General features: G+C 73.4%; 22 protein-coding genes. 6 read left to right on the forward strand and 16 right to left on the reverse strand.

The genetic code is table 11. The features are described from left to right. Positions 1-423: 423 nt before the first annotated feature. Positions 424-1794 carry an NAD(P)/FAD-dependent oxidoreductase gene (locus tag ACIO92_RS07365; RefSeq protein WP_402279496.1) on the reverse strand — a complete coding sequence of 457 codons (1371 nt, stop codon included), beginning with the start codon at positions 1792-1794 and terminating at the stop codon, positions 424-426. A 185-nt stretch (positions 1795-1979) separates the two neighbouring features. Then, positions 1980-2891 carry a TIGR01777 family oxidoreductase gene (locus tag ACIO92_RS07370; protein ID WP_401235839.1) on the reverse strand — a complete coding sequence of 304 codons (912 nt, stop codon included), beginning with the start codon at positions 2889-2891 and terminating at the stop codon, positions 1980-1982. A gap of 136 nt (positions 2892-3027) precedes the next feature. On the opposite strand from ACIO92_RS07370, the gene ACIO92_RS07375 reads away from it, so the two are divergent. Next, the gene (locus ACIO92_RS07375) at positions 3028-3531 is read left to right on the forward strand and encodes a GNAT family N-acetyltransferase (protein ID WP_366441524.1); all 504 of its coding nucleotides are present in this window, start codon (positions 3028-3030) and stop codon (positions 3529-3531) included. On the opposite strand, the gene ACIO92_RS07380 is transcribed toward ACIO92_RS07375, so the two are convergent. Next, positions 3518-4189: a TetR/AcrR family transcriptional regulator gene (locus tag ACIO92_RS07380; protein WP_401235837.1), complete on the reverse strand. Its 672-nt coding sequence runs from the start codon at positions 4187-4189 to the stop codon at positions 3518-3520. The genes ACIO92_RS07375 and ACIO92_RS07380 overlap by 14 nt on opposite strands. Before the next feature lie 133 nt (positions 4190-4322). Between ACIO92_RS07380 and ACIO92_RS07385 the strand changes: the two genes are divergently transcribed. Continuing rightward, the gene (locus tag ACIO92_RS07385) at positions 4323-5117 is read left to right on the forward strand and encodes an SDR family oxidoreductase (RefSeq protein WP_366441526.1); all 795 of its coding nucleotides are present in this window, start codon (positions 4323-4325) and stop codon (positions 5115-5117) included. Continuing rightward, positions 5117-5950 carry an SDR family NAD(P)-dependent oxidoreductase gene (locus tag ACIO92_RS07390; RefSeq protein WP_366441527.1) on the forward strand — a complete coding sequence of 278 codons (834 nt, stop codon included), beginning with the start codon at positions 5117-5119 and terminating at the stop codon, positions 5948-5950. The genes ACIO92_RS07385 and ACIO92_RS07390 overlap by 1 nt, the downstream gene beginning before the upstream one ends. A 75-nt stretch (positions 5951-6025) precedes the next feature. On the opposite strand, the gene ACIO92_RS07395 is transcribed toward ACIO92_RS07390, so the two are convergent. After that, positions 6026-6556, reverse strand: coding sequence for a DUF4240 domain-containing protein (locus ACIO92_RS07395; RefSeq protein ID WP_366441673.1), 531 nt, complete (start codon positions 6554-6556; stop codon positions 6026-6028). Positions 6557-6652: 96 nt separating this feature from the next. Here ACIO92_RS07395 and ACIO92_RS07400 point away from each other — a divergent pair, with 96 nt between their 5' ends. Continuing rightward, on the forward strand, positions 6653-7588 hold the full coding sequence (locus ACIO92_RS07400) for an SDR family oxidoreductase (protein WP_401235835.1): 936 nt from the start codon (positions 6653-6655) through the stop codon (positions 7586-7588). A gap of 156 nt (positions 7589-7744) precedes the next feature. Here the strand turns inward: ACIO92_RS07400 and ACIO92_RS07405 are convergent, their stop codons facing one another. The 7 genes from ACIO92_RS07405 to ACIO92_RS07435 all read right to left on the reverse strand — a co-directional run bounded on the left by ACIO92_RS07405 (position 7745) and on the right by ACIO92_RS07435 (position 19281). Further along, positions 7745-8704 (reverse strand): helix-turn-helix transcriptional regulator, encoded by a 960-nt coding sequence (locus tag ACIO92_RS07405; protein ID WP_401235833.1) that lies wholly within the window; start codon positions 8702-8704, stop codon positions 7745-7747. Positions 8705-8865: 161 nt separating this feature from the next. After that, positions 8866-11571 (reverse strand): pyruvate dehydrogenase (acetyl-transferring), homodimeric type, encoded by a 2706-nt coding sequence (aceE, locus tag ACIO92_RS07410; protein WP_401235831.1) that lies wholly within the window; start codon positions 11569-11571, stop codon positions 8866-8868. A gap of 280 nt (positions 11572-11851) precedes the next feature. After that, positions 11852-12475, reverse strand: coding sequence for a GntR family transcriptional regulator (locus ACIO92_RS07415; RefSeq protein WP_366441531.1), 624 nt, complete (start codon positions 12473-12475; stop codon positions 11852-11854). Positions 12476-12595: 120 nt separating this feature from the next. Then, complete coding sequence (sucB, locus tag ACIO92_RS07420; RefSeq protein WP_402279488.1) at positions 12596-14386, reverse strand: 2-oxoglutarate dehydrogenase, E2 component, dihydrolipoamide succinyltransferase; 1791 nt, start codon at positions 14384-14386, stop codon at positions 12596-12598. 62 nt (positions 14387-14448) lie between these two features. Then, on the reverse strand, positions 14449-15837 hold the full coding sequence (gene lpdA, locus ACIO92_RS07425) for a dihydrolipoyl dehydrogenase (RefSeq protein ID WP_366441533.1): 1389 nt from the start codon (positions 15835-15837) through the stop codon (positions 14449-14451). Between the two features lie 288 nt (positions 15838-16125). Continuing rightward, complete coding sequence (locus ACIO92_RS07430; RefSeq protein WP_366441534.1) at positions 16126-17625, reverse strand: leucyl aminopeptidase; 1500 nt, start codon at positions 17623-17625, stop codon at positions 16126-16128. Between the two features lie 849 nt (positions 17626-18474). Next, on the reverse strand, positions 18475-19281 hold the full coding sequence (locus ACIO92_RS07435; protein ID WP_401235828.1) for an adenosylcobinamide-GDP ribazoletransferase: 807 nt from the start codon (positions 19279-19281) through the stop codon (positions 18475-18477). 25 nt (positions 19282-19306) lie between these two features. Between ACIO92_RS07435 and ACIO92_RS07440 the strand changes: the two genes are divergently transcribed. Continuing rightward, positions 19307-20071, forward strand: a complete 765-nt coding sequence (locus ACIO92_RS07440) for a hypothetical protein (RefSeq protein ID WP_366441536.1) — start codon at positions 19307-19309, stop codon at positions 20069-20071. Here ACIO92_RS07440 and ACIO92_RS07445 read toward each other — a convergent pair. The 4 genes from ACIO92_RS07445 to ACIO92_RS07460 all read right to left on the reverse strand — a co-directional run bounded on the left by ACIO92_RS07445 (position 20011) and on the right by ACIO92_RS07460 (position 24969). Beyond that, on the reverse strand, positions 20011-20739 hold the full coding sequence (locus ACIO92_RS07445) for a hypothetical protein (protein WP_366441537.1): 729 nt from the start codon (positions 20737-20739) through the stop codon (positions 20011-20013). The two genes, ACIO92_RS07440 and ACIO92_RS07445, sit on opposite strands and share 61 nt — an antisense overlap. Continuing rightward, positions 20736-22526 (reverse strand): phosphatidylglycerol lysyltransferase domain-containing protein, encoded by a 1791-nt coding sequence (locus ACIO92_RS07450; protein ID WP_366441538.1) that lies wholly within the window; start codon positions 22524-22526, stop codon positions 20736-20738. The genes ACIO92_RS07445 and ACIO92_RS07450 overlap by 4 nt, the downstream gene beginning before the upstream one ends. Before the next feature lie 105 nt (positions 22527-22631). Further along, a complete protein-coding gene (gene cobT / locus ACIO92_RS07455) occupies positions 22632-23720 on the reverse strand; it encodes a nicotinate-nucleotide--dimethylbenzimidazole phosphoribosyltransferase (RefSeq protein WP_401235822.1) in 1089 nt (362 codons plus the stop codon). Between the two features lie 46 nt (positions 23721-23766). Then, on the reverse strand, positions 23767-24969 hold the full coding sequence (locus tag ACIO92_RS07460; protein WP_366441540.1) for a bifunctional adenosylcobinamide kinase/adenosylcobinamide-phosphate guanylyltransferase: 1203 nt from the start codon (positions 24967-24969) through the stop codon (positions 23767-23769). Positions 24970-25060: 91 nt separating this feature from the next. Between ACIO92_RS07460 and ACIO92_RS07465 the strand changes: the two genes are divergently transcribed. Next, positions 25061-25267 carry a hypothetical protein gene (locus tag ACIO92_RS07465; protein WP_366441541.1) on the forward strand — a complete coding sequence of 69 codons (207 nt, stop codon included), beginning with the start codon at positions 25061-25063 and terminating at the stop codon, positions 25265-25267. Positions 25268-25575: 308 nt separating this feature from the next. Here the strand turns inward: ACIO92_RS07465 and ACIO92_RS07470 are convergent, their stop codons facing one another. Further along, the gene (locus ACIO92_RS07470) at positions 25576-26649 is read right to left on the reverse strand and encodes a trypsin-like peptidase domain-containing protein (protein WP_366441542.1); all 1074 of its coding nucleotides are present in this window, start codon (positions 26647-26649) and stop codon (positions 25576-25578) included. Positions 26650-26781 lie beyond the last annotated feature (132 nt).

The following is a 26781-nucleotide window of genomic DNA, read 5'->3' on the forward strand; positions in this document are numbered from 1 at the left end:
CCGGGACCGGCTTCTCCGCCGCGCGTGGCGGAACCCCGGGTCTCGGCTCCGTGAGGCCGTGGGCCGGGTGCTCCGGGTGCTTCGGGCCCTTCGGTGCCGAGCGTGAGGAGGCGGGGATCCCGGCTCCGTACGGACCGGGCTCGGCCGACTCCCTCCCCGGGACCGGAGCGCCCGGCCCGGTCGCTCACCGTGGGTCGCGCGCTCCGGCCCTTCCGTAACCCCGGGGGCCCGGCTCCGTACCGACCCGAGCGCGGTCGATTCCCCCGTGGCCGGATGCCCCGCCCCCTCGGCTCCGTGTGCGGGCGCTCCCGGGGCTCCGCCCCGTACGCCCCGCCCGGTCGTTCCGGGCCCTTGTCCACAAGGGCCCGGAACCCCGGACCGTACGGGTCCCCCCGTACGGTCCGGGCAGCCGCCCCCGCTGTCTCAGGCGGCCGTCTCCTCCCGCAGGGGTTCTCCCGGAGGGAGGCCCAGGTCCGCCAGGAGGGCTTCGGCGGCGCGGTGGCCCGAGGCCAGGGCGCCCCGGGGGGTGCTCGTGGCCCGGTGGTCGCCGCAGGCGTACAGGCCCGCGAGGAGCCTGACCGGGCGGCGGGGGTCGTGCGGCGGCGCCATCGCGGGGACCGCGTCAGGCGTGTGGCGCAGCGCCAGCAGCTCCCACTCGTCGGTCGAGGTGCCGTACAGCGTCGACAGGTGCTTGCGGACCCGCCGTTCCATGTCGTCCGGCGCCGTCCCGAGGACCGTCGAGGTGATCAGGGCCCGGCCCTCCGGCGCCCGGCTCGGGTCCACCGCGCTCATCACGGCGGTGTGGGACACCGGCCCGCCCGGGTCGGACTCCAGGAAGAGCGTCGGGTCACCCGTGGGCGCCGCCGGAGCCGTGTGATGGAGCACCGTCACCCCGTGGAAGGCCGGGGTCCGCAGTCCCGGCAGCAGCCTGGCGGCCGTCCGCGCCCCGGTGGCGATCACCACCGCCCGGCACCGGAACACCCCGTGCTCCGCCGTCCTGACCCGCGAGACCGACGCCTCCGTGACCCGGACACCGGTCCGTACCGTGTCCGCCGGGAGCGCCGCCGCCAGCCGTTCGGGCAGCGCCGCCGAACCGCCCTCGGGGACGGCCAGCCTGCCCCGGGCGAAGGCCCGCAGCGCCAGGTCCGCGCGGCGGCTCGACACCCCGAGGTCCGGGTCGCCGAGGAGCGCGGCGAGCAGCGGACGCAGCACTCCCTGCACGGTCCTGGCGGGCAGCCGGGCGGTCAGCGCCTCGCGCGCGGTCCGCTCGGGGCGGGCGAGGATCCGGGCGGTCGGGGTCGCCGCGAGCCGGACGAGCGAGGCGCCGAGGCGCGCCTGGTCGAGCGAGGCCGCCGGATGCCGGGGGGCGCTCGCCAGGGCGCGTGCCATGCTGAACGCTCCCCCCACGCTCCGGTGGCCCGTGCCCCGGGGCCCGGCCGCCGACCGGCGCGGGTGCGGGGCGCCCCACCGTGCGTACCGGCCGTCGCTGTGCACGAGCACCCCCGGGGTGAAGGGGCGCAGCGCGAGGCCGTCGAGCCCGGGGACGGCCCGGAGTTCCTCGTACGACTGGGTCAGCAGGGGGCCGACCCGGTCGAGCCGGAAGCCGTCGACGGTCTCGGTCGCCATCCGGCCCCCGATCCGGGGTTCCGCCTCCAGGACGGCGACGGAGAGCCCGGCGCGGGTGAGCCGGTGCGCGGCGGCGAGCCCCGCTACTCCGGCCCCCACGATGACGACGTCGACGTCCGTTCGCTGTGCGGTCCTTGCGCTGTGCGCGCTGTCTGCGCTGTTGAGCACGTGCCCCTCCCCAGGTCGGCCCGGCCAGTGGGGGGCCTATGCCCCCAACGGGCCGTCGGAATGCCCGAGTACGCCGTTCTCGTCGAGCGTAGGCAGCGCTCCCACGGGTGCCATCCGCGCGCGGCGGGGTACATGCGGCACGGGGGAGCGCAGGGGCGTCGGAGGAGGGGGAGGGAGGGGCGCGGTCAGCGCGCCGCGGCCCGGATCGCGTCGTCGATCGTGGGGAACGCGAACGTGAACCCGGTCTCCAGGAGGCGCCCCGGCAGTACCCGCTGACTGCCCAGCACGTCCTGCGCGAAGTCGCCGAGCACCAGCCTGAGGGCGGGCGCGGGGACGGTGAACAGGGTGGGGCGGTGCAGCACCCGGCCCATCGCGGCGGTGACCTCGCGGTTGGTGACGGGGTCGGGGGCGGTCAGGTTCACCGGGCCGGAGAGCCCGGGGGTGTCCATGAGGTGGCGCAGGGCGGCCACCTCGTCGTGCAGGGAGATGAACGACCAGTACTGGCGGCCGTCGCCCATCCGGCCGCCGAGCCCGGCGCGGAAGAGGGGGAAGAGGCGCCCCCAGGCGCCGCCCTCACGGGCGACGACCAGCCCGGTGCGGGCGTAGGTGACGCGGATGCCGGCCTCCTCGGCGGGGGCGGCGGCGCCCTCCCACTCGACGCAGACGGAGGGCAGGAAGCCGGTCCCGGCGGGGGCGCTCTCGTCGACGGGCCGGTCGCCGGTGTCGCCGTACCAGCCGAGCGCGGTGCCGCACACCAGGGACTCCGGCGGTTCGGCGAGGGAGGCGAGGGCCTGGGCGATCGCGGTGGTGCCGAGGACCCGGCTGTCCCGGATCTCCCGCTTGTACGCCTCGTTCCAGCGGCGTTCGCCGACGCCCGCGCCCGCGAGGTGCACGACGGAGTCGACGCCGACGAGCCCGGCGGCGTCGACGTACAGCCGTCTCGGGTCCCATTCGACCTCGTCGGCGGTACGGGCCGGGCGGCGCACGAGGCGGAGGACGTCGTGGCCGTCGGCGCGCAGGGAGCGGACCAGGGCCGAGCCGATGAGACCGGAGGCGCCGGTGACGGCGACGCGCTTGCGGGAGGCGGAACGCTGCATGGGGCCATCCTGCCTCCCCGGGCGGAGGGGCGTCCCGTCCGCCGGGGTCCAGCGAGCCGTCGTCAGTCACCTTCTTCGGCGGCCGGGGCGCCTCCCGGCCCGCCCTTCTCGGGGGCCGCGTGGCACAGTGGCCCTCATGATCGTGCCGGAGACGCTGATACGGGCGGCCGCCCCCGAGGACGACGACGCTCTCGCCGGGCTCGACCGGGTCACCTGGTCGCCGCTGCACGCGGTGCTGCCCGCGCCCGTTCCGCCGTACGGGCCGTTCTTCGACGAGCGGCACCGGCCGGAGGACTATCTGGTCGCGGAGCGCGCGGGTGTCGTGGTCGGGTACGTCCGGGCGGCGCCGCCGACCCCGCTCGCGGCGACGGCGCACGTGCGCCAGATCCAGGGGCTCGTCGTCGCCGGGTCCGCCCGGGGGCAGGGGGTCGCGCGGGCGCTGCTGCGGGCGGCGATGGACAGGGCGCGGGCCGACGGCGCCGTCCGGATGACGCTCCGGGTGCTCGGGCACAACGCCCCGGCGCGCGCGCTCTACGCCTCCGAGGGCTTCGCGGTCGAGGGGGTCCTGCCGGGTGAGCTGTTCGTCGGCGGGGCGTACGTGGACGACGTCCTGATGGGGCGGTCGCTCACCGGTTCCTGAGTTCCCCGCCCGGGGCCGACAGCGGCAGCCCGCCCATGAGTTCGCGCAGACAGCGGACGGCGAGCGAGGCGGGGGAGCCCTCGCCGTGGAGGGGGGCGTCGCCCTCGGCCCAGGTCTCCAGGGCGATCCGGATGGCGCCGGTGGCCGCCGCCGCCGCGAGCCGTACCTCCAGCGGGTCGGCGTCCGGGCCCGCGAGCCCGGCGACGACCTCGCGCAGCCGTTCCTCCGACTCCTGGTTGACCCGGTACCAGACGGCCCGCAGGGCGGGGTCCTCGGCCGCGGCGCGCAGCAGTCCACGGGTCCACCGGAGCCCCTCCGCCGCCTCGTCGTCGTCGGCGGCGAGCGAGGCGACGGCGGCGCTCTCCAGGGCGCCGGGGAGGTCCGCGCCGGGATCGGCGGCGGCGAGGAGCGCGCGCCAGCGGTCGGCGCCGCCCGCGAGGAGCGGGGCGACGGCGTCCTGCTTGGAGCGGAAGTAGCGGTAGAAGGTGCGCAGGGCGACGCCCGCCCGCAGGGCGATGTCCTCGGCGGTGGTGCCGTCGGGTCCGCGCTCGGTGAAGAGTTCGGCGGCGGCGCGCGCGATGTCCAGCTGGGTGGCGGCCTTGCGGCGTTCCGTCAGCGTCCTGGTGGGGGGCGTGGCGCCCGCGGGCTTGGTGCTCACCGTACGAAGCGTACGCCCACGACCGCTGAGCGTGCACGCCGTGCATCTCTGGCAAAACGTGCCACTTGGGCGTACGGTGGCCACATTCCCCGGAAAGTCGTTCCCCGGAATCTTGATATCGAGAGGTTGCGTAATGAACCAGCTGACCCGTTACGAAGGGCGCCGCGCCCTCATCACCGGCGGCGGCTCCGGCATCGGCCAGGCCACCGTCCTGCGGGTGCTCGCCGAGGGCGGCCGGGTCGTGGCCGCCGACATCAGCGAGGACGGCCTCAAGGACACCGCCGCCAAGGCGGGCGACACCGCGGACCGCCTCACCACCGTCGTCGTGGACGTCGCCGACGAGGACTCCGTACGCGCGGGCGTCGCCACCGCCGTGGAGGCCCTCGGCGGGCTGGACGTCCTGGTCAACGCCGCCGGGGTGCTGCGCTCCTCGCACACCCACGAGACCAGCCTCGACGCCTTCGAGCAGGTGCTCCGGATCAACCTCACCGGCACCTTCCTCATGATCCGCGAGGCGATCCCCGCCCTCCTCGCGGGCAACGGCTCCGCCGTCGTGAACTTCTCCTCCACCTCCGCGATGTTCGCCCACCCCTACATGGCGGCCTACGCGGCCAGCAAGGGCGGCATCCAGTCCATGACCCACGCCCTCGCCGCCGAGTACGCCAAGCAGGGCATCCGCTTCACCGCCGTCCAGCCCGGCTCCATCTCCTCCGGCATGACCGACGGCTCCGGCGCCAGCCGCCGGTCCTCCGGACCCGGCCTGCCCGCCGACGCCGACATGTCGCTCTTCACGAAGCTCGCCCCCGCCCTCGGCCAGGGCTTCGCGGGCCCCGAGACCGTCGCCGGAGTCGTCGCCATGCTCGCCTCCGACGACGGCCGCTTCATCACCGGCACCGAGGTCCGCGTCGACGGCGGGACCCACTTCTGATGAGCGCCTCCGAGGTCTTCCACGGCCGTACGGCCGTCATCACCGGCGCCTCCTCCGGGATCGGCGCGGGACTCGCCCGGCACGCCGCCGGGCTCGGGATGCGCCTGGTCCTCGCCGACATCGCCGCCGACCGGCTCACCGCCCTCGCCGAGGAACTGCGGGCCACCGGCGCCGAGGTGGAGCCGGTGGTGACCGACGTCGCCGACCCCGCCTCCGTGACGGCCCTCGCGGACCGCGCGCACGAGCGCTTCGGCGTCGTCGACCTGCTGGTCAACAACGCCGGGATCATGTCCATGGGCTGGTCCTGGGAGATCCCCGCCGAACGCTGGGACGCCATGCTCCGGATCAACATCGGCGGCTACGTCAACGGCATCCGCGCCTTCGTGCCGCGGATGCTGGAACGCGGCGAGAAGGCCTGGGTGGTGAACGTGTCCTCCGTCGGCGGGATGCTCCCCAGCCCGCTCATGGCCCCGTACAGCGTCACCAAGTTCGGCACCCTCGCGCTGACCGAGTCGCTCCACCACGAGATGCTGATGAAGGGCGCCCCCATCCAGGTCTCCGTGGTCACCCCCGGCTCCGTCAAGAGCGAGATCTTCCGGGCCGCCCGCCCCGGCGAGAGCCTCCCGCCCGAGGTCACCGCCTTCAACGGGCACCTCCAGGCCCTCGCCGACGAGCACGGCCTCACCCCGGAGGAGCACGCCGAGCGCGTCTTCGAGATGGTCGCCGAGGGGAAGTACTGGGCGATCCCGCAGCCCGAGCAGCTCTTCCCGGCGCTCCAGCCCCGCACGGACATGATCCTGCGCCAGGAGAACCCCCGGCCGCCGCGGGGCTGACCCCCCGAACGGTACGGGCCCGGCGCGGGACGGCGCCCGGGTCCGTACCTCCCCGGTCCCGTACCGGACCTCCTCCTACACTCCCTGCGCCGTCCCGAAACGCTCCCACAGACGCGGGAACCGGGCCGCGAGCACCTCGTCGTCCGCCAGGTCGAACGGGGTCCCCGAGGGCTCCGCGCCCGGCATCGGCAGCCCCAGGTCCGGGGTCTCCGCCCCGGTCAGCCGCTCGTACGCCTCGTCCGCCGCGAAACCGATCTCCTCACCGTCCCCGTCGATCTCCGCGTCGAAGTCGCCGAGCAGCTCCGCCAGCGCGTCCGGATCGTGCACCGCGCCCTCGTACACCTCCCGGCCCTGGCCGATGAGCCAGCAGCGGAACGAGTCGAACACCTCGTCGCCCGCCCCGTCGAACAGGACCGCCGCCGCGCCCCACAGGTCCCAGAGGAACGCGCGGTTGAACCGGGCCTCGAAATGGCGCGCGTAGTCGAGCACGGAGTCCGGATCCAGCCCGGTCAGCCGCTCCACGAGCAGGTCCGCCTGCTCCTCGGGGTCTCCCTCGGCGGCCTCGCGCCCGGCGTCGATGATCTCCCAGAACTCGGTCTCGTCCATCACGGGACCAGCATCACGGCTCGCCGCGCGCGACGCACCCGGAAAGCCCGAGGAATCCGGACAGAAGGTGTCGTGCATTCCTGCCACGCTGACCCCATGGAAACGAAGACGACGGAAACCAAGCCGCTGCGCGGACGGATCTGCCTGGTCGCCGGGGCCACCCGGGGCGCGGGCCGGGCCATCGCCGTCCAGCTCGGCGCCGCCGGAGCCACCGTGTACGTCACCGGCCGCACCACCCGGGAGAGGGTCAGCGAGGTCGGCCGGACCACCGAGACCATCGAGGAGACCGCCGAACTGGTGACGGCCGCGGGCGGCGAGGGGATCGCCGTCCCCACCGACCACCTCGACCCCGCACAGGTCCGGGCGCTGGTCGAACGGATCGACCGGGAACGGGGCCGCCTCGACGTCCTCGTCAACGACATCTGGGGCGGCGAGCACCTCATCGGCGAGACCTTCGACAGCAGGACCTGGGAGATCGACCTCACCGACGGCCTGCGGATGCTGGAACTCGGCGTCCGCTCCCACGTCATCACCTCCCACCTCGCGGTCCCCCTGCTGATCCGCCACCCCGGCGGACTCGTCGTCGAGGTCACCGACGGCACCGCCGACTACAACGGCACCCGCTTCCGCGGGAACCTCTTCTACGACCTCGCCAAGAGCGCCCCGGTCCGGATGGCCTTCGGCCTCGGCGGGGAACTGGCGGACCACGGCGGCACCGCCGTCTGCGTCACCCCCGGCTGGCTCCGCTCCGAGCAGATGCTCGCGGGCTTCGGGGTCACCGAGGAGAACTGGCGGGACGCCGTCGAGAAGGTCCCCGGCTTCGCGGTCTCCGAGTCCCCCGTCTACGTGGGCCGGGCCCTCGCCGCCCTCGCCGCCGACCCCGACCGGGCCCGCTGGAACGGCCGCTCCACCTCCAGCGGCGCCCTGGCGAAGGAGTACGGCTTCACCGACGCGGACGGCTCACGGCCCGACGCCTGGGCCTTCATCGTGGCGGGCGAGACCGGCGAACCGGACGTGAACGACTACCGGTAGGGAACCCGCACCCGGCGCGGCCGACGGACGGGCACGCGGCGCCGCCCACCGGGGCCGCGCCCCCGCCGTCGGCCGGAGCCGTGCGGGAAGCACCCCGGGCCGTGCCCGAGCCACCGGTCACGTCCGGCACCCGCACCGCACCGGAGGCGCGCCCCGCTACCCGTACAGCTCGGCCGTCCTCCGCGCCGCCTCGGCGCACCGCTCGCGCAGGGAGCCGGGCGCCACCACCTCCACCTCGGGGCCGAGCCCGAAGAGCTGGGCGAAGGCCACCTCCTCGCTCTCCACCCGCAGCGTCACCGTCACCCGGCCGTCCCCGGCGGTCCCCGCCGCCAGCGCCTCCTCGGCCGCCGCCCGGTCCGTCACGTGCGGCAGCCGCCGCGCGCCCTCCTCCGTGAGCCGCAGCACCACCTCGGCCCGCAGGATCGACCGCGCGAACCCGGCCGACCGCTCCGCCCAGAAGGCGGACAGATCGAAGTCCTCCTCCCGGACGAACCGCTCCCCGCCGACCTCCACCGACACGAACCGGTCCACCCGGTACGTGCGGAACGAGGAACCGGCCCTGGCGCACACGTACCAGACGCCCGCCTTCAGGACGAGCCCGTACGGATCGAGGGCCCGCTCCACCTCGGTCTCCCCGCGCCGGTACCGGGCCCGCACCGACCGGTCGTCCCAGACGGCCTCCGCGAGCGGCGCCAGCCACTCCGGCGTCTCCGGCTCCCGGTACCAGCCCGGGGCGTCCAGATGGAACCGCCGGGCCGCCGCGGCGGGCGCGTCCCGCAGCGAGGGCAGCAGGGCCGCGCTCACCTTCAGCCGCGCCGAGGAGGCCGCGTCCGCGAGCCCCATGTCCCGCAGCGCGCCCGGCAGACCGGACAGGAACAGCGCCTCCGCCTCACCCCGCTCCAGCCCCGTCAGCCGGGTGCGGTACCCGCCGACGAGCCGGTACCCGCCGGTCCTGCCCCGGTCCGCGTACACCGGAACCCCGGCCTCCGAGAGGGCGAGCGCGTCACGGGTCACGGTCCGCTCCGACACCTCCAGCTCGGCGGCCAGTTCGGCCGCCGTCATCGCGGGACGGGACTGCAGCAGAAGGACCATCTTGATCAGCCGGGCGGCACGCATGACCCCACCCTGCCATCCCTGCCGGCCCACCGGGGTCCCGGGCGCGGAGCCCGGCGGGAGCACGGGGGAGGACCGCGCCGAAGCCGTCCGCCCGAACGACGAGGGGCCGCGCCCGTACCGGAGGTACGGACACGGCCCCTCGGACCTGTCGGGCCGACGGCCTACAGGCCGTAGCGCTCGCGCGCCTCCTTGACCGCGGTGGCCGGGACCTCGCCCCGGCGGGCCAGCTGCGCGAGGGCCGCGACGACGATCGACTGCGGGTCGACGCCGAAGTGACGACGGGCCGCGTCCCGGGTGTCCGACAGACCGAAGCCGTCCGCGCCCAGCGAGGACCAGTCCTGCTCGACCCACTGCGCGATCTGGTCCGGGACCTGGCGCATGTAGTCCGAGACGGCGAGCACCGGGGAGTCGACGCCTTCGAGAGCCCTGCGGAGGTACGGCACCCGCTCCTCGCCGCGCAGCAGCGCCGCGTCCGCCTCCAGGGCGTCGCGCCGCAGCTCCGTCCAGGAGGTCGCGGACCACACGTCGGCGCCCACGCCCCACTCGGCGGCGAGCAGCCGCTGCGCCTCCAGGGCCCAGTGGATCGCCGTGCCGGAGGAGAGCAGCTGGATGCGCGAGGCGTTCGCGGGCAGGTCGAGACCGGCCGACTCCGCCGTGTTGAAGCGGTAGAGGCCCTTGACGATGCCCTCGTCGATCCCGGCCGGCTTGGCGGGCTGCGGCATCGGCTCGTTGTAGACCGTGAGGTAGTAGAAGACGTCCTGGTCCTCGCCCTCGGCGGCCTCGCCGTACATCCGGCGCAGACCCTCCTTGACGATGGCCGCGACCTCGTAGGCGAACGCCGGGTCGTACGACAGGGCGGCCGGGTTGGTCGCCGCGATCACCGGCGAGTGCCCGTCGGCGTGCTGGAGGCCCTCGCCCGTCAGCGTCGTACGGCCCGCGGTCGCGCCGACGAGGAAGCCGCGGCCGAGCTGGTCGCCGAGCTGCCACATCTGGTCGGCGGTCCGCTGCCAGCCGAACATCGAGTAGAAGATGTAGAACGGGATCATCGCCTCACCGTGCGTGGAGTACGCGGTGGACGCGGCGATGAAATCGGCCATCGAACCGGCCTCGGTGATCCCCTCGTTGAGGATCTGGCCGTCCTTGGCCTCCTTGTAGTACATCAGCTGGTCGCGGTCGACCGGCTCGTACGTCTGCCCCTTCGGCGAGTAGATGCCGAGCGACGGGAACAGCGACTCCATGCCGAAGGTGCGGGCCTCGTCCGGGACGATCGGGACCCAGCGCCTGCCGGTCTCCTTGTCGCGGATGAGGTCCTTGACCAGCCGGACGAACGCCATCGTCGTGGCCATCGACTGCGTGCCGGAGCCCTTGTCGAAGGCGGCGAAGGACTTCTCGGCGGGGGCGGGCAGCGGGGCGAGCGCGTGGGTGCGGCGGGCCGGGGCCGGACCACCGAGGGCCGCGCGGCGCTCCTGGAGGTAGCGGACCTCGGGGGAGTCGGCGCCGGGGTGCCCGTACGGCACCTGGCCGTCGGTGAACCGGTCGTCCGAGATGGGGAGTTCGAGCAGGTCCCGCATGTTCTTGAACTCGTCCGTGGACAGCTTCTTCATCTGGTGGTTCGCGTTCTTCGACGCGAAGCCCTCACCCAGGGTGTGGCCCTTGACGGTCTGCGCGAGGATGACCGTCGGCGCGCCCTTGAACTCCACGGCCGCCTTGTACGCGGCGTACACCTTGCGGGGCTCGTGGCCACCGCGCGACAGGTGGAAGCACTCCAGGATCTTGTCGTCGGAGAGCAGCTTCGCCATCTCGGCGAGCGCCGGGTCCTTGCCGAAGAAGTCCTGGCGGATGTAGGCGGCGTCACGCGTCTGGTACGTCTGGACCTGGGCGTCCGGCACCTCGCGCAGACGGCGGACCAGGGCGCCGGTGGTGTCGAGCGCGAACAGCTCGTCCCAGGCGTTGCCCCACAGCGACTTGACGACGTTCCAGCCGGCACCGCGGAACTGGGCCTCCAGCTCCTGCACGATCTTGAAGTTGGCGCGGACCGGGCCGTCGAGGCGCTGGAGGTTGCAGTTGATGACGAAGGTCAGGTTGTCCAGACCCTCGCGGGCGGCGAGCGCCAGGGCGGCGGTCGACTCGGGCTCGTCCATCTCGCCGTCACCGAGGAACGCCCACACGTGCGAGGCGGAGACGTCCTTGATGGCGCGGTTGGTCAGATAGCGGTTGAAGCGCGCCTGGTAGATCGCGGAGAGCGGGCCCAGACCCATGGAGACGGTGGGGAACTCCCACAGCCAGGGCAGTCGGCGCGGGTGCGGGTAGGAGGGCAGGCCGTTGCCGCCGGACTCCTGCCGGAAGTTGTCGAGGTGGGCCTCGTTCAGGCGCCCGTCCAGGAACGCGCGGGCGTAGATGCCGGGGGAGGCGTGGCCCTGGATGTAGAGCTGGTCGCCGGAACCGTCGGCTTCCTTGCCCTTGAAGAAGTGGTTGAAGCCGGTCTCGTACAGCCAGGCGGCCGACGCGAAGGTGGCGATGTGACCGCCGACGCCGTACTTCGAGCCGCGGGTGACCATCGCGGCCGCGTTCCAGCGGTTCCAGGCGGTGATCCTGCGCTCCATGGCCTCGTCGCCGTCGAAGTCGGCGCCCGTCGGCTCGGCGGAGGTCGGGATGGTGTTGACGTAGTCCGTCTCCAGGAGCTTCGGCAGGGCGAGGCCCGCGCCTTCGGCGTGCTGGAGCGTGCGGCGCATCAGGTAGGCGGCCCGATGGGGGCCGGCGGCCTTGGTGACGGCGTCCAGGGAGGCCGCCCATTCGGCGGTCTCCTCGGTGTCACGGTCCGGGAGCTGGTCGAGCTCGCTCGGAATCTTGCCTACGGGATCGGTCATGATCGCCGCCTTCCGGACAGGTGGGGTGGAGATGGGGGCCGTGTCTGGCAGGACAGGGCGAAAGGCCGGGTGGGCCCGCCGAAGACTCTAAACCGACGATCGATGATCGATCAAAGGATGAAGGGGAAAATCTCTTCGAATCGAGAAAGTCGGCACAGGGTGCCGCGAAACAGGGCACCGGGTGCCTGGTTTTCGCAGGTGGGAGGGGTTCTATGAGAGCGCCCTCGCGCAGATGAGCGAAGTCCCGTCAGTGCGGGGCCAGCAGGGAAGTTCCCGAGGTTCAGGCGCGCGGGGCGCATCCCAGGACGTGCGCCTTCACCAGTGCGCCGATCTGCGGATCACCCCTGCGGAAGGCCTCCACCAGCTCCTGGTGCTCCTCCGCGTACGACTTCTGGACCGTGCCCAGCCAGCGGATCGACAGCGCCGTGAAGACCTCGATGCCGAGCGTCTCCCAGGTGTGCAGCAGCACGCTGTTCCCCGCCGCCTTGACCAGCTCCCGGTGGAAGGCCACCGTGTGCCGCACCTGCGCCGTGCCGTCGGAGGTGGCGTCCGCCTCGTAGAGGGCCGTCACGTGGGGCTCCAGGGCCGAGCAGTCCGCCGACAGGCGCCCCGCCGCCAGCTCGGCCGCGATCTGTTCGAGACCGGCCCGGACGGGATAGCTCTCCTCCAGGTCGGCGGCGGTCAGGTTGCGGACCCGGACGCCCTTGTTCGGCGCCGACTCGATCAGCCGGAGCGACTCCAGCTCGCGCAGCGCCTCCCGGACGGGGGTCTGGGAGACCTCCAGCTCGGTCGCGATCCTGCGCTCCACGATGCGCTCGCCCGGCTTCCAGCGGCCGCTGACGATCCCCTCCACGATGTGCTCGCGGATCTGCTCGCGCAGCGAGTGGACGACGGGGACGGTCATGACGCGGCTCCTCGGGGAGTGTTGACTCTCAAGACAATACGGCGGCGCCCCCGTCCGGAAACACTTCCGGACGGGGGCGCCGCAGGTGAGGCTCGTTACGTTGCCTTCCGGCCCACGTGGTTACAGCCCGAGGTCGACCTCGAACTCACCGGCCTCCAGGATCGCCTTGACCGAGGTCAGGTAGCGGGCGGCGTCGGCGCCGTCCACCAGACGGTGGTCGTAGGACAGCGCGACGTACGTCATGTCGCGGATCGCGATCGTCTCACCCAGGTCCGGGTGGTTGATGACGACCGGACGGCGCACGGTGGCGCCGATGCCCAGGATGGCGACCTGGTTCGGCGGCACGATGATCGTGTCGAAGAGCGCGCCGCGCGAGCCGGTGTTGGAGATGGTGAAGGTCGCACCGGCCAGGTCGTCCGGGGTGATCTTGCTGGCGCGCACCGCACCGGCGAGCTCCGCGGTCTTCTTGGAGATACCGGCGATGTTCAGGTCGCCCGCACCCTTGATGACCGGGGTCATCAGACCCTTCTCGGAGTCCACCGCGATACCGATGTTCTCGGTGTCGAAGTAGGTGATCGTGCCTTCGCCCTCGTTGATCCGGGCGTTGATGACCGGGTGGGCCTTCAGCGCCTGGGCCGCCGCCTTCACGAAGAACGGCATCGGGGAGAGCTTGACGCCCTCACGGGCGGCGAAGGCGTCCTTGGCGCGGGTGCGCAGCTTCATCAGCTTGGTGATGTCGACCTCGACGACCGAGGTCAGCTGGGCCTGGCCGTGCAGCGCCTTCATCATGTTGTCGCCGATGACCTTGCGCATCCGGGTCATCTTGACCGTCTGGCCACGCAGCGGGGAGACCTCCAGGGCGGGGGCCTTCGGCGCGGCGGCGGCCGGAGCGGCGGCGGGGGCCTGGGCGGCCTTCTTGGCCTCGGCGGCCGTGAGCACGTCCTGCTTGCGGATGCGACCGCCGACGCCCGAACCCTTGACGGCCGCCAGGTCGACACCGTTCTCGGTGGCGAGCTTGCGGACCAGCGGGGTCACGTAGGCGCCGTCCTCGGCCGGAGCGGCCGGGACCGGGGTGACCAGCGCCGGGGCGATGGACGGGGCCGGGGCGGCCGGAGCGGCCGGGGCCGGAGCGGCCACGGGAGCCGGAGCGGCCACCGGGGCCGGAGCCGGGGCGGCCGGAGCGGCCACCGGAGCCGGGGCCGGGGCAGCGACCGGAGCCGGAGCCGGAGCGGCGGCGGGGGCCGGAGCGGCCGGAGCCGAGGCGGCGGCCGGGGCCGCACCCGCGGCACCGATGACGGCGAGCTTGGCGCCGACCTCGGCGGTCTCGTCCTCGGCGACGACGATCTCCAGGAGCACGCCGGAGGCGGGCGCCGGGATCTCGGTGTCGACCTTGTCCGTGGAGACCTCCAGGAGCGGCTCGTCGGCCTCGACGGTCTCGCCGACCGACTTCAGCCAGCGGGTCACGGTGCCCTCGGTCACGGACTCGCCCAGCGCGGGCAGCACGACGTCGGTGCCGGTGGCACCGCCCGCCGGGGCGGCCGGAGCCTCGGCCACCGGGGCCGGGGCAGGGGCGGCGGGGGCCTCGGCGACCGGAGCCTCGGCGACCGGAGCCTCGGCGGCCGGGGCCGCCACGGGCTCGGCGGCCGGAGCCGGAGCGGCGGCCGGGGCACCCGTACCGTCGTCGATGATCGCCAGCTCGGCGCCGACCTCGACGGTCTCGTCCTCGGCGACCTTGATGGAGGCCAGGATGCCCGAGGCGGGGGCGGGGATCTCGGTGTCGACCTTGTCGGTCGAGACCTCGAGCAACGGCTCGTCGGCCTCGACGCGCTCGCCCTCGGCCTTGAGCCAGCGGGTGACGGTGCCCTCGGTGACGCTCTCGCCGAGCGCCGGCAGGGTTACGGAAACCGACATGGTTTCAGTTGCTCCTAACGAATTGCGGGAAGTGGTCGTCGCGCCCTGTGATGACGTGAGCGTCAGTCGTGGGAGTGCAGAGGCTTGCCGGCCAGGGCCAGGTGGGCCTCGCCGAGCGCCTCGTTCTGCGTCGGGTGGGCGTGGATGAGCTGCGCGACCTCGGCCGGCAGCGCCTCCCAGTTGTAGATCAGCTGCGCTTCGCCGACCTGCTCGCCCATGCGGTCACCGACCATGTGGACGCCGACCACGGCGCCGTCCTTGACCTGGACGAGCTTGATCTCGCCCGCGGTCTTGAGGATCTTGCTCTTGCCGTTGCCCGCGAGGTTGTACTTCAGGGCCACGACCTTGTCCGCGCCGTAGATCTCCTTGGCCTTGGCCTCGGTGATGCCGACGGAGGCGACCTCGGGGTGGCAGTACGTCACCCGGGGCACACCGTCGTAGTCGATCGGGACGGTCTTCAGACCGGCCAGCCGCTCCGCGACGAGGATGCCCTCGGCGAAGCCGACGTGCGCGAGCTGGAGCGTCGGGACGAGGTCGCCCACGGCCGAGATCGTCGGCACGTTGGTGCGCATGTACTCGTCGGCCAGGACATAGCCGCGGTCCATGGCGACGCCCTGCTCCTCGTAACCGAGACCGGCGGAGACCGGGCCGCGGCCGATGGCGACCAGAAGCACCTCGGCCTCGAAGGTCTTGCCGTCGGCCAGGGTGACCTTGACGCCGCTGTCGGTGTACTCGGCGGACTGGAAGAAGGTGCCGAGGTTGAACTTGATGCCGCGCTTGCGGAACGCGCGCTCAAGAAGCTTCGAGCTGTTCTCGTCCTCGACCGGGACGAGGTGCTTCATGCCCTCGATCACCGTCACGTCGGTGCCGAAGGACTTCCACGCGGAGGCGAACTCGACGCCGATGACACCGCCGCCGAGGATGATCGCGGACTCCGGCACCCGGTCCAGCGTCAGCGCGTGGTCCGAGGTGATGATCCGGTTGCCGTCGATCTCCAGACCGGGCAGCGACTTCGGCACGGAACCGGTGGCGAGCAGGACGTGACGGCCCTCGACGCGACGCCCGTCGACGTCCACGGAGGTCGGCGAGGACAGGTGACCCGTGCCCTCGATGTAGGTCACCTTGCGGGAGGCCACGAGACCCTGCAGACCCTTGTACAGGCCCGAGATCACGTCGTCCTTGTACTTGTGCACGGCCTTGATGTCGATGCCCTCGAAGGAGGCCCTGACACCGAACTGCTCCGCCTCGCGGGTCTGGTCGGCGACCTCACCGGCGTGGAGCAGGGCCTTCGTGGGGATGCAGCCGTTGTGCAGGCAGGTGCCGCCGAGCTTGTTCTTCTCGATCAGTGCGACGTCCAGGCCCAGCTGAGCTCCGCGCAGCGCCGCGGCGTAACCGCCGCTACCGCCGCCGAGGATCACTAGGTCGAAAACGGTGCTGGCGTCGTTCGCCACGTCACGTCCTCCATGCATGTGCGCTCGTCGCCGGTCCTCGATGACCAGGCGGCGGCTGGTGTGCGGCCGCTTATTTTCGGCCCTGTGGTGGGGGCCCTGTCCTGCCGAGAACCCATCTTCGCACTTGTTGACGGCGGACGGGACGCGGGGCCGGTGTGTGAGACCGGCCTCTCGTCCGTACGCAGGGGTTGTCAGGTGGTACGAATGTGCGGATTTCGTCGTGGGCGAACGGTACGGCCCCGGGGACGCCGTCCCCGGGGCCGTACCGTCAGCGGTTCACGCGGTCGCTCAGACCTCGCCGGCCGCCGTGCGCTCGGCCAGCTTCACCAGGGTGCGCACCGAGGAGCCGGTACCGCCCTTCGGGGTGTAGCCGTACGGCGCGCCCTCGTGGTAGGCCGGGCCCGCGATGTCCAGGTGCGCCCAGGTGATGCCCTCGCCCACGAACTCCTGGAGGAAGAGACCGGCGACCAGGCCGCCGCCCATCCGCTCGCCGATGTTGGCCATGTCGGCGGTGGGGGAGTCCATGCCCTTGCGCAGGTCCGCGGGGAGCGGCATCGGCCAGGACGCCTCGCCGACCTCGTCCGCGGTCTCGTGGATCGCGGTGCGGTAGTCGTCGTCGTTGGACATGATGCCGAAGGTGCGGTTGCCGAGCGCCAGGACCATGGCGCCGGTCAGGGTCGCCACGTCGACGATCGCGTCCGGGTTCTCCTCGGACGCCTTGGTCAGCGCATCGGCGAGGACGAGCCGGCCCTCGGCGTCGGTGTTCAGGACCTCGACGGTCTTGCCGCTGTACATGCGCAGCACGTCACCCGGGCGGGTGGCGGAGCCGGACGGCATGTTCTCGGCGAGGGCGAGCCAGCCGGTGACGTTGACCTCCAGGCCGAGGCGGGCGGCCGCGACGACGGAGGAGAACACGGCGGCGGCGCCGCTCATGTCGCACTTCATCGTCTCGTTGTGCCCGGCGGGCTTCAGGGAGATGCCGCCCGAGTCGTAGGTGATGCCCTTGCCGACCAGGGCCAGGGTCTTCTCCGCCTTCGGGTGGGTGTAGGCGACGCGGACCAGGCGCGGCGGGTTCTCGGAGCCCTTGCCGACGCCCAGGATGCCGCCGTAGCCGCCCTTGGCGAGGGCCTTCTCGTCGAGGACCTGGACCTTCAGGCCGTGCTCCTTGCCCGCGGCCTGGGCGGCGGCGGCGAACGCGGCCGGGGTCAGGTCGTTCGGGGGCATGTTGATCAGGTCGCGGGCGCGGTTGATCTCCTCGGCCACGGCCTGGGCGCGCTCGGCGGCGGCCTTGTGGGCCTTGTCGCGCGGCTTGGCGCCGAGCAGGGCCACCTCGCCCAGCGGCTTCTTGGAGGTCTCCTGGTACGCGGTGTAGGCGTACGCGCCGAGCAGGGCGCCCTCGGCGACGGCGCCGGCGTCCTCGGCGGCGGCGATCGGCAGCGCGAACGCGGCCTTCTTCGTGCCGGTCAGGGTGCGGGCGGCGGTGCCCGCCGCACGGCGGAGGACCTCGGTGCCGTAGGACTCGCCGTCCTCGGGGGCGGAGCCCAGACCGACGGCGAGGACGACGGGAGCCTTGAGGCCGGCGGGGGCGGGCAGCTTCGTCGCCTCTCCCTCGGCACCCGAGGCGCCCAGGGTCTCCAGGACGTCGGCGAGCCGGCCTTCGAAGGCCTTGTCGACGGCCTCGGCGCCCGGGGCGACGACCAGCGCCTTCCCGGCCTTGGCGACGCCGACGACGAGGACGTCGGCGCGCAGCGTCGCCGCACCGGCAGTGCTGAGAGTGAGAGCAGTCACGGTGGTGAAATCTCGCTTCCATTGAGTTCTGTGGCGGTCGAGGGATGGGCCGACCGTGCCCGCCGCATCGTATTTCGGCCCGGAGAGCGCCGAGAACGAGCCTACGCTCGCGCGCCCGGTTCGCTCACGGCGGCGTTGGTCCACTCATCCGCGGTGTCTCTTTCATGTGTGCCGTTCGGGCCCGGAGCGCTCCTCCGCGCTCACATCGATCGCGCGGGGACGGCACTCGTGTCTTCGCACCATCTGCGATGTCTCCAGGGGCCCTTCGCTCCCGTACCGGACGCGGAAGGTCCCGCCGGGGAGGGGCCTCCCCCGATGCACTCCGGCCGAATCCGTGCGCCCGGGAGCAGGCTCCGCGACCGCCGGGGCTCCCGCGTCGCACCCCGTACGGCCCGGACCGGCCGCGCTCGCCACCGCGCTCGTCACCACCGTGCCGTCCGGGCGTACGAAAGGACCTTCGGGATTCCGTAGGTCGACGCCCGGACCCGGGCGCACCCCGGCGTCGGGCTCGACCACACCGGCGAGGGCGGCCGGGCCGGTCTCCCCGGCGGGCACACCCCCGCCGCGCGCCCCGAACGCGTCGCCGCCTTCGCCCGCGGTCCGTACCGGCGACAGTTCCGGGCCCTCGCCCCGGACATCGTCGAACGGCCCGCCCGGGGCGTCCACTTGGGCCGGAGCCGTGACGGTCTCTCCGTCCGGGTCGACGACGTCCTCGGATCGCGGCGAAACGGTACGAAGGATCGCGGCCAAACGGTACGAAGGATCGCGGCGGAACGTACGAACCGGGGCGTGGTCCCGGACCGGCCGGGCCCGCCCGGAGCGCGGCCCCGGAAACCCGCCCGCTCGGCGTCAGCCCAGGGTCAGCGCCACCAGGGCCACCGTCGCCGCCGTCTCCTCAAGGGCGCCGAACACGTCCCCGGTGACCCCGCCGAAGCGGCGCACGCACCGGCGGAGCAGCAGCGCCGCCGCACCCATCGCGGCCCCCGCCGCCAGGACCTGGTGGACGGCGTCGTACGAGGAGAACAGCAGGCCCGTCGCCGCGCAGAGGACCAGGACCAGCGCGGTCGTGAGGGTCGCGGAGCGGACCGGGACCGTGGCGGCGACGATCGCGCCGAGGCCCTCCGGGCGGGCCGCAGGGACGCCGTGCCGGGAGGCGTGGGTGAGGGCGAGCCGGGCGACGACCGCGGCGAGGACCGTCCCGGCGGCGCCCTGTGCCCAGCCCTCCCCGTACAGCTCGAAGAGCGCGGCGACCTGGGCGAGGAGCACGAGGGCCAGGGTGATGACCCCGAACGGGCCGATGTCCGACTGCTTCATGATGCGCAGCGCGTCCTCGGCGGGCTTGGCGCTGCCGAGGCCGTCGGCGGTGTCGGCGAGCCCGTCGAGGTGGAGGCCGCGGGTGAGGGCGGCGGGTACGGCGGTGGTGACGACGGCGGCGAGCAGCGGGCCGGAGCCCAGCAGCAGGAAGGCGCTGCCGAGCGTGGCGGCGCAGACCCCGACGGCGAGCCCGGCGACCGGGGCGCAGAGCATCCCGGCGCGTGCCGCGTCCCGGTCCCAGCGGGTGATGCGGGCGGGGAACACCGTGAGGGTGCCGAAGGCGAAACGCAGGCCGTCCATCCGGGCAGGGTAATCGTCGGACCCGGACGGTAGATTGCGCATACGGCTCATTTCGGATCGGGGTGGCATGGGTCACTGGTTCGCCCGCAACATCGTCGAGCCCGGGAAACTCCCGACGCTCCTGGCGCTGACCTCGTTCGTTGTGACCTTCCTGGTCACCCGGGCGGTCACCCGGCTCATCCGGGCGGGCAGAGGACCTTTCCGAAACGTTTCTTCTGGAGGGCTCCACATCCATCACGTCGTGCCCGGCGTGGTGCTCACCGTCCTCGGCGGATTCGGCGCCGTGGGCAGTGGCCGGCACGGGGTCGGCGCCGCCGTCTTCGCCGTGCTCTTCGGGATCGGCGCGGGTCTCGTCCTGGACGAGTTCGCGCTGATCCTGCACCTCGACGACGTCTACTGGAGCGACGAGGGCCGCCAGAGCGTCGAGGTCGTGGTGCTCACCGCCGCCCTGGTGCTGCTGGCCCTCAGCGGCTTCTCGCCGCTCGGCGTCGACGACATGACCGACGCGGAGCGCACCGACCGGACCACCTTCGTCCTGACCCTGACGATCAACTTCCTCTTCGTCCTGGTCACCCTGGTGAAGGGGAAGTTCCGGATGGCCCTGATCGGGACCCTGGTCCCGTTCGTCGCGGTCGTCGGGGCCGTCCGGCTCGCCCGCCCCGGCTCCTGGTGGGCCCGCCGCCTCTACCCCCGCCGCCACCGGGCGCGGGCCCGCTCCCTCATCCGCGCGTACCGCCACGACAGACGCTGGACCAAGGTCCGGCGCCGCTTTCAGGACGTGATCGGCGGCTTCCAGGAACGGGTCCCCGGGCGGGGCTCCCCGTCCTCCTGACCCGGCCCGCGCCGACGGCGGTCCCAGCCGCGCCGGACGGCGATCAGGACCAGGACGGCGGCGATGGCCGCCAGGTGCTCCTTGCCCGCCAGGTTCGGCTTGACGATCACTTCCACGACCATCGCGAGCACCACCAGCGCGCCCGTCCAGCGGGCCCGCAGCCGCCAGCAGACGTACACCGCGAGACCCACCACCGCGGCCGAGGGACCGGTGTCCACGACCCGCGCGTCCGAGGCGGGTAGCCCGAGCGGCCCGTCGGGGCCCAGGGCGATGCCCAGCCGCGCGTACAGCGTCCCTGCGAGGGTCGCCAGATAGGCGACGGCCAGGGTCCGCCACCGGCCGAGACAGATCTCGGCGATCCCGAAGACCAGCAGGATCTGGGCGAGGGCGCCCCACACGGGCAGGTCGAGCGCCGGGACGAAGAGCGAGAACGGGGTCCGCAGCAGCGAGAGCCACAGCGGGTCCTCGGCCCGTACGGAACCGATGGCCTGGACCGGCCGGTAGCCCCAGTCCTGGTTCTGGACGAGCTGGAAGAGGGCGGTCAGACAGACGGCGGTCAGGGTCATCGGCACCGCCCGCCACCCACGGGTGACCAGGGCCGCGCGCACCGTGCCGAACAGCGGGCCCCACTCCCGGCGGGCGAAGCCCCGGACGCCGGAGCGGCTCAACGGCCGCTCTCCAGATGTCTGCGGTGCAGCCACTTCGGAAGCCCCGGGGCCTCCAGGAATCCTTCCGCGCGACCGGCCGCGAGGCCGATGCGCAGCAGGTCCGCACTCTTCTCGAAGAGCATGAATCGGGGCTCCCAGATCGGTCGGTACTTGGCGTTGGCGCGGTACAGCGACTCGATCTGCCACCAACGGGAGAAGAAACTGAGCAGGGAACGCCACATGCGCAGCACGGGTCCCGCTCCGAGCTTCGAGCCGCGTTCGAAGACGGAACGGAACATCGCGAAGTTCAGTGAGACCTGAGTGATCCCGATCTCCTTCGCGCGCTGGAGCAGCTCGATGACCATGAACTCCATCAGGCCGTTCTCGGAGTCGCGGTCGCGGCGCATGAGGTCGAGGGAGAGCCCCTTCGGGCCCCACGGCACGAAGGACAGCACGGCCCGCAGCTCGCCGGTCCCCTCCCCGGCGTCGCCCTCCCCGGCGTCCCGGCACTCCAGCATCACGCAGCGGCCGTCGTGGGGGTCGCCGAGGCGGCCGAGGGCCATCGAGAAGCCGCGCTCGGTGGCGCCGTCCCGCCAGTCGTCGGCCTTCCGGAGCAGCTCGGCCATCTCGTCGGCGGGGATGTCCTCGTGGCGCCGGACCCGGACCTCGTACCCGGCCCGCTTCACCCGGTTGTACGCCTGCCGCACGGTCCGCATGGCCCGCCCGTCCAGGGTGAACTCGTCGGTCTCCACGATCGCCTCGTCGCCCAGCTCCAGGGCGTCGAGGCCGTGCCGGGCGTAGATCGTGCCCGCCTCCTCGCTCGCCCCCATCACCGCCGGGATCCAGCCGTGCTCCCGGGCCTCGGCGAGCCAGGGCTCGATGGCCCCGGGCCAGGCCTCGGGATCGCCGATCGGATCGCCGGAGGCCAGCGACACCCCGCCGACCACCCGGTAGGTGACGGCGGCCTTCTCGCTCGGCGACCACACCACGCTCTTCTCGCGGCGCAGCGCGAAGTAGCCGAGGGAGTCCCGGTCCCCGTACCTGTCGAGCAGGGCCCGCAGCCGCTCCTCGTCCGCCTCGGTCAGCGGGTCGACGGCCCGGCGGGAGCGGAAGGCGGCGAACAGCACCGCGAAGAGCAGCAGCGTCGACAGCACGTTGATGGTGACGTCCACCCAGCCGGGGGTGTGGATGTCGGGGAAGCGGGAGTCGCCGGAGGAGGCCAGGGTGACGAGCCGCATCACGCCGTACCGCCAGCGCTCCAGGAAGCCGGGATGGGAGGCGGAGGTGTTGGTGACCGTGACGAGGAAGACGGCGGCCAGCGAGGTGACGAGCAGCCCGCCGACCGCGACGGCCGCCGCGAGGAGCGGGTTGGAACGGTCGCCCTTCGCGTAGAACTCCCTGCGGCCGAGGAGCAGCGCGAGCACGAAGGCGGCGGTCAGGGCCAGCGAGATCCAGTTCTGGGTGTGCTCCCGGATCTCCGGGAGGAACATCACCAGCGCGAACAGCAGCAGGAACAGACCGCTCAGCACGAGGTTGAGGATCCACGCGGCCCGCTTGCGCCGCCGCATGGTGATCGCCAGGAAGAGCGTGAAGACCCCCGAGGCGAAACCCGCCGTGAGCATGTACGGAGTGAAGAAGTCGGCCTCGTTGTGACGGCGCAGGTCCTGTCCGAACGACACCCAGACGGCGCTCAGGAAATTGATGAACGTGACGGCGCGCAGGTACCAGACGGCGAACGCGGCAGCGCGCCGCGACCGGGCGGTGGTGCCCCTGGGCGCTCCTTCGGCGGACAAACGGACCTCTCCCATAAAAAGCGATCATATGGGGCGCCGCTGGTCGTGCGGCGACGCCGGAGACGGCCGCGCGCGCGTCGCGCGGAGCCGTCCCCGGTGCCACCGGTCCGCCGCTCCCCGTCAGCCGCCGGAGTCGTCCCCGGCACCGTCCGCGTCGTCCGGAACGGTCGGGTCCGGACGCTCGGGCAGCTCCGCGGCGAGTGCCGCCGCGGCCCTGACGAGGGGAAGCGCGAGCAGAGCCCCGGTTCCCTCACCCACATGGACGCCGTGGTCCAGCAGGGGGTTGAGCGCCATCCGGTCCAGCGCCTTCGCCTGCGCGGGCTCCCCGCTCACCTGGCCCGCCAGCCACCAGTCCGGCGCCCGGAACGCCGCCCGCTGCGCCACCAGCGCACAGGCCGCCCCGACCACACCGTCCAGGATCACCGGCATCCGCCGCACCGAGGCCTGGAGCAGGAAACCGGTCATCGCCGCCAGGTCCGCCCCGCCGACCGCCGCGAGCAGCTCCAGCTGGTCGCCCAGGACCGGCCGGGCCCGGCGCAGCGAGTCCCGGACCGCCGCGCACTTGCGCATCCACGCCAGGTCGTCGATGTCCGCGCCGCCCCGGCCCGTCACCACGGACGCGTCCGTCCCGCACAGGGCCGCGATCAGCGTGGCCGCCGGAGTCGTCCCGCCGACGCTCAGATCACCGAGCACCACCAGATCGGTGCCCGAGTCCGCCTCCTCGTCGGCGACCGCGACACCGAGCCGGACGGCCGCCTCGGTCTCCTCGGCCGTCAGCGCGTCCTCCACGTCGATCCGGCCGCTGCCCCGCCGCACCCGGTGCCGGGTGACCTCGGCGGGCAGCAGCGCCGGATCGCAGTCCAGACCGGCGTCCACCACCCGCACCGGCACGCCCGAGACACGGGCCAGCACCGCGACCGGGCTCTCCCCGTCCAGGACGGCCCGCACCAGCTCATGGGCGGTGCCCGCCGCCCGGCCCGACACATCGAGCGAGGCGATCCCGTGGTCGCCCGCGAAGAGCACCACCTTCGGCTGCTCGACCGCCCGCACCTTGACCGAGGACTGCGCGGCCGACAGCCACTCCCCGAGCTCGTCGAGCCGCCCGAGGGCCCCCGGCGGCACGGTCAGCCGCTGGCGGCGCTCCTCGGCGTCACGCCGGACGCCGCCGTCGGCGCGCTCGATCAGATCGGAGAAGTCGTCCAGATTCACGGGTTCCGCCTTGTGACTGTCAGCCGGGGCCATCGGTGCTCGCACCCTACCCGCGCAGCACGAACGGCTGACCGGCGACCACGAGCAGCACCTCCTCGCACTCGTCGGCGAAGGCCGAGTTCAGCCGCCCCAGCTCGTCCCGGAACCGGCGCCCGGCCGCCGTCGGGGGCACCACCCCCGAGCCGACCTCGTTCGTCACCGTGACGACCGTCCTGCGGGTCGCCCGCACCGCCGCCACCAGCTCCGCCGTCCGCTCCCGCAGAGCCTCGCGCCCGCCGGACTCCCACGCCGTGTCGTCCCAGGCGTCCACCCGGTCCATGGCGTCCGTCAGCCACAGCGACAGACAGTCCACGAGCAGCGCCGGACCCTCCCCTTCGAGCAGCGGCACCAGGTCGCAGGTCTCGGCGGTCCGCCAGGACGCGGGCCGCCGCTCCCGGTGCAGACCCACCCGCTCCGCCCACTCCTGGTCGCCCTCCCGGCCGCCGCCCGTCGCCACGTACAGCACCTCGGGGAAGGTCTCCAGACGCCGCTCGGCCTCCACGGACTTCCCCGACCGGGCCCCGCCCGTCACCAGGGTCCTGCGCGGCACGTCCGGCACCTCGTGGTACTCGCCCACGTACAGCGTCGTCCCGTCCGGCACCGCCCGCGCGCCCGCCGCGGCGAGCCGCCGGTCCAGCTCGGGACCGGTCGGCCCGTCGTGGTCCAGGTGCACCGCGATCACCTCGGTCGCCGGGCCCACCGCGCCGGTCGCCCGCAGCCGGGCCAGCGCGTCCGGACGGCCCGTCACATCGGCGACGACCATGTCGTACGGCGTCCGGTGCCCGTCCGGGAGACCGGCCGGGGCGCCGCCGGGCGGCAGGTACAGCAGCCGTTCGCCGTCCGCCGACACCACCTCGTACCCGGTGCCGGGGGAGTCCATCGCGACCGCCCGCACCCGGTGGCCGGAGATCAGGGTCAGCTCCCGCCCGTCCGGCACCCGTCCCGCGACGGGCAGCCCGGCGGGCACCTCCACGGCGGGCCCGTCGTGCGGATGCGTCAACAGCACCTGCCGCACCCCCACGAGCGAGTGACCCGCGCGGGCCGCCGCGAGCGCGGCCCCCGGGGTCAGGTCCAGCAGCAGGGCCCCGTCCACGAGCAGCGACGTCGCCGCGCGGACCAGGGGGCCCCGGGAGAGCGCGCACACGGCGCAGGGACAGCCGGGACGGGGGAGTCCGAGCGGGGCGCCGGTGCCGAGCAGAGTCAGTTCCACCCTCAGATCCTCCCGCGCCACCGCGAGCGGTGCGCGCCCGGCTACGCTGCGGGCAGGAAACCGATCATCCGGTGAGCGCCAGGAGGCGTACATGGCATGGACGTGGCGGTTCGAGAAGACCGACGGCACCGAGGTCGAGCCGGTGGTGACCCCCGAGGAGTTCCCGACCCAGGGCGACGCGGAGAGCTGGATCGGGGAGAACTGGCGTGACCTGCTGGGCGGCGGCGCCGACCAGGTGACCCTGTCGGAGGACGGCACCAAGATCTACGGCCCGATGCCGCTGGACGCCGAGGGCTAGAACGGGCCGGGCGAGATCCGGAGCCCCCGCCCCGGGCGGCTCCGGCGAGCCCCGTGGAACGCGGTCCGCCCCCGGGGCTCCCGGGGGCGGCCGAAAGAGGGACGGACCCGAGCCCGGAGGCCCCCGAGGGGCACGGAATCACGGGCCCGAGCCCGTACGGCCTTCAGAGGAGGTACGGGGATACGGGCGCGGAGCCGGTGATCCCGGGGATACGGGTCCGAGCGCGGCGGTCCCCGGGGCCGCACGCGCCCGGTGCCCTCCACGTACTGCGGACGCGGCCTCCACGCGCTACGGACGCGCCCGCCCCGCTACATCTCCCCGAGCGTCACCTCGGTCTTGAGCGTCTGCGTCCCCCGGACGTACGTCGTGGACACCTTGTCGCCCGGCTTCATCGAGGCCAGGGCCTCCGACAGGGAGGTGATCGTGGTGATGTCGGTGTCCCCGAGCCGGGTGATCACATCGCCGGGCTTCAGTCCCGCCTTGCCCGCCGCGCCGTCGGCCGGAGCCTCGACCACGGCGACCCCCGCGGGTTCGTAGTCGTCGTTCACCACCGTGCGGCCGGTGATGTTCAGGGCCGCCCGGCCGGAGTCCGTCACCCGGCCGTCCTTGATGATCTGGTCCGCGACCGTCCGCACCATCGACGCGGGGATCGCGAAGCCGATGCCGGGCGCCGAACCGCCGCCCAGCTCCGGGTCGGTCGCCGCGAGCGTCGGGATGCCGATGACCTCGCTGTCCAGGTTCACCAGGGCGCCCCCGCTGTTGCCGGGGTTGATCGCCGCCGACGTCTGCACCATGTTCGGGATGGTCGCGCCCGTGCCGCCGCCGGCCCGCCCCTCGCTGACCGTGCGGCCGGTCGCCGAGACGATGCCCTGGGTCACGCTGCCGGACAGCCCGAGCGGGGAGCCCATCGCCAGGACGATCTGCCCCATGTCGACGGCGGCCGAGTTGCCGAACTTCGCCGCCTTCAGGCCCTGCGGCAGCGTGTCCAGCTTGATCACCGCGAGGTCCTGCTCGGGGTAGGAGGAGACCAGCCGGGCACTGATCGCCTGCCCGCCGGTGGCGGCGGTGACCTTGAAGGTCTTCTCCTGGCCGATCACGTGCGCGTTGGTGACGATGTGCCCCTTGTCGTCGTAGACGACACCCGAACCGAGGCTGTCTGAGGCGTCGATCTGCACCACCGACGGCAGGACGTTCTTGATGACCGCCTCGTAGTCGGACTGGAGGTCGTTGGCGACGAGCGGGGCCGCCGCCTGCGTGGCGCGCTCGGGCGCGCTCGCCCGCTCGCCGGAGGAGCAGCCGCCGACGAGCGCGGCGGCGCAGGCGGCGGCGGTCAGGGGGAGGAGACGACGAGGAGTACGGGCGTGGGCACGGGATACGTCCATGTCCGGAGTATCCGTTCCACCCCGCCCCCCGGCCCGGCGAGCGCATCCGATCAGGGGGAAAGGGCCCAGCACGTTCGCCCGGGGGACCCGGGGAAGGGCTTCGGACCGGGCAGCGGCCGACGGAGGGACCGG

This window comes from Streptomyces sp. NPDC087215 (assembly GCF_044744885.1).
Lineage (GTDB): Bacteria > Actinomycetota > Actinomycetes > Streptomycetales > Streptomycetaceae > Streptomyces.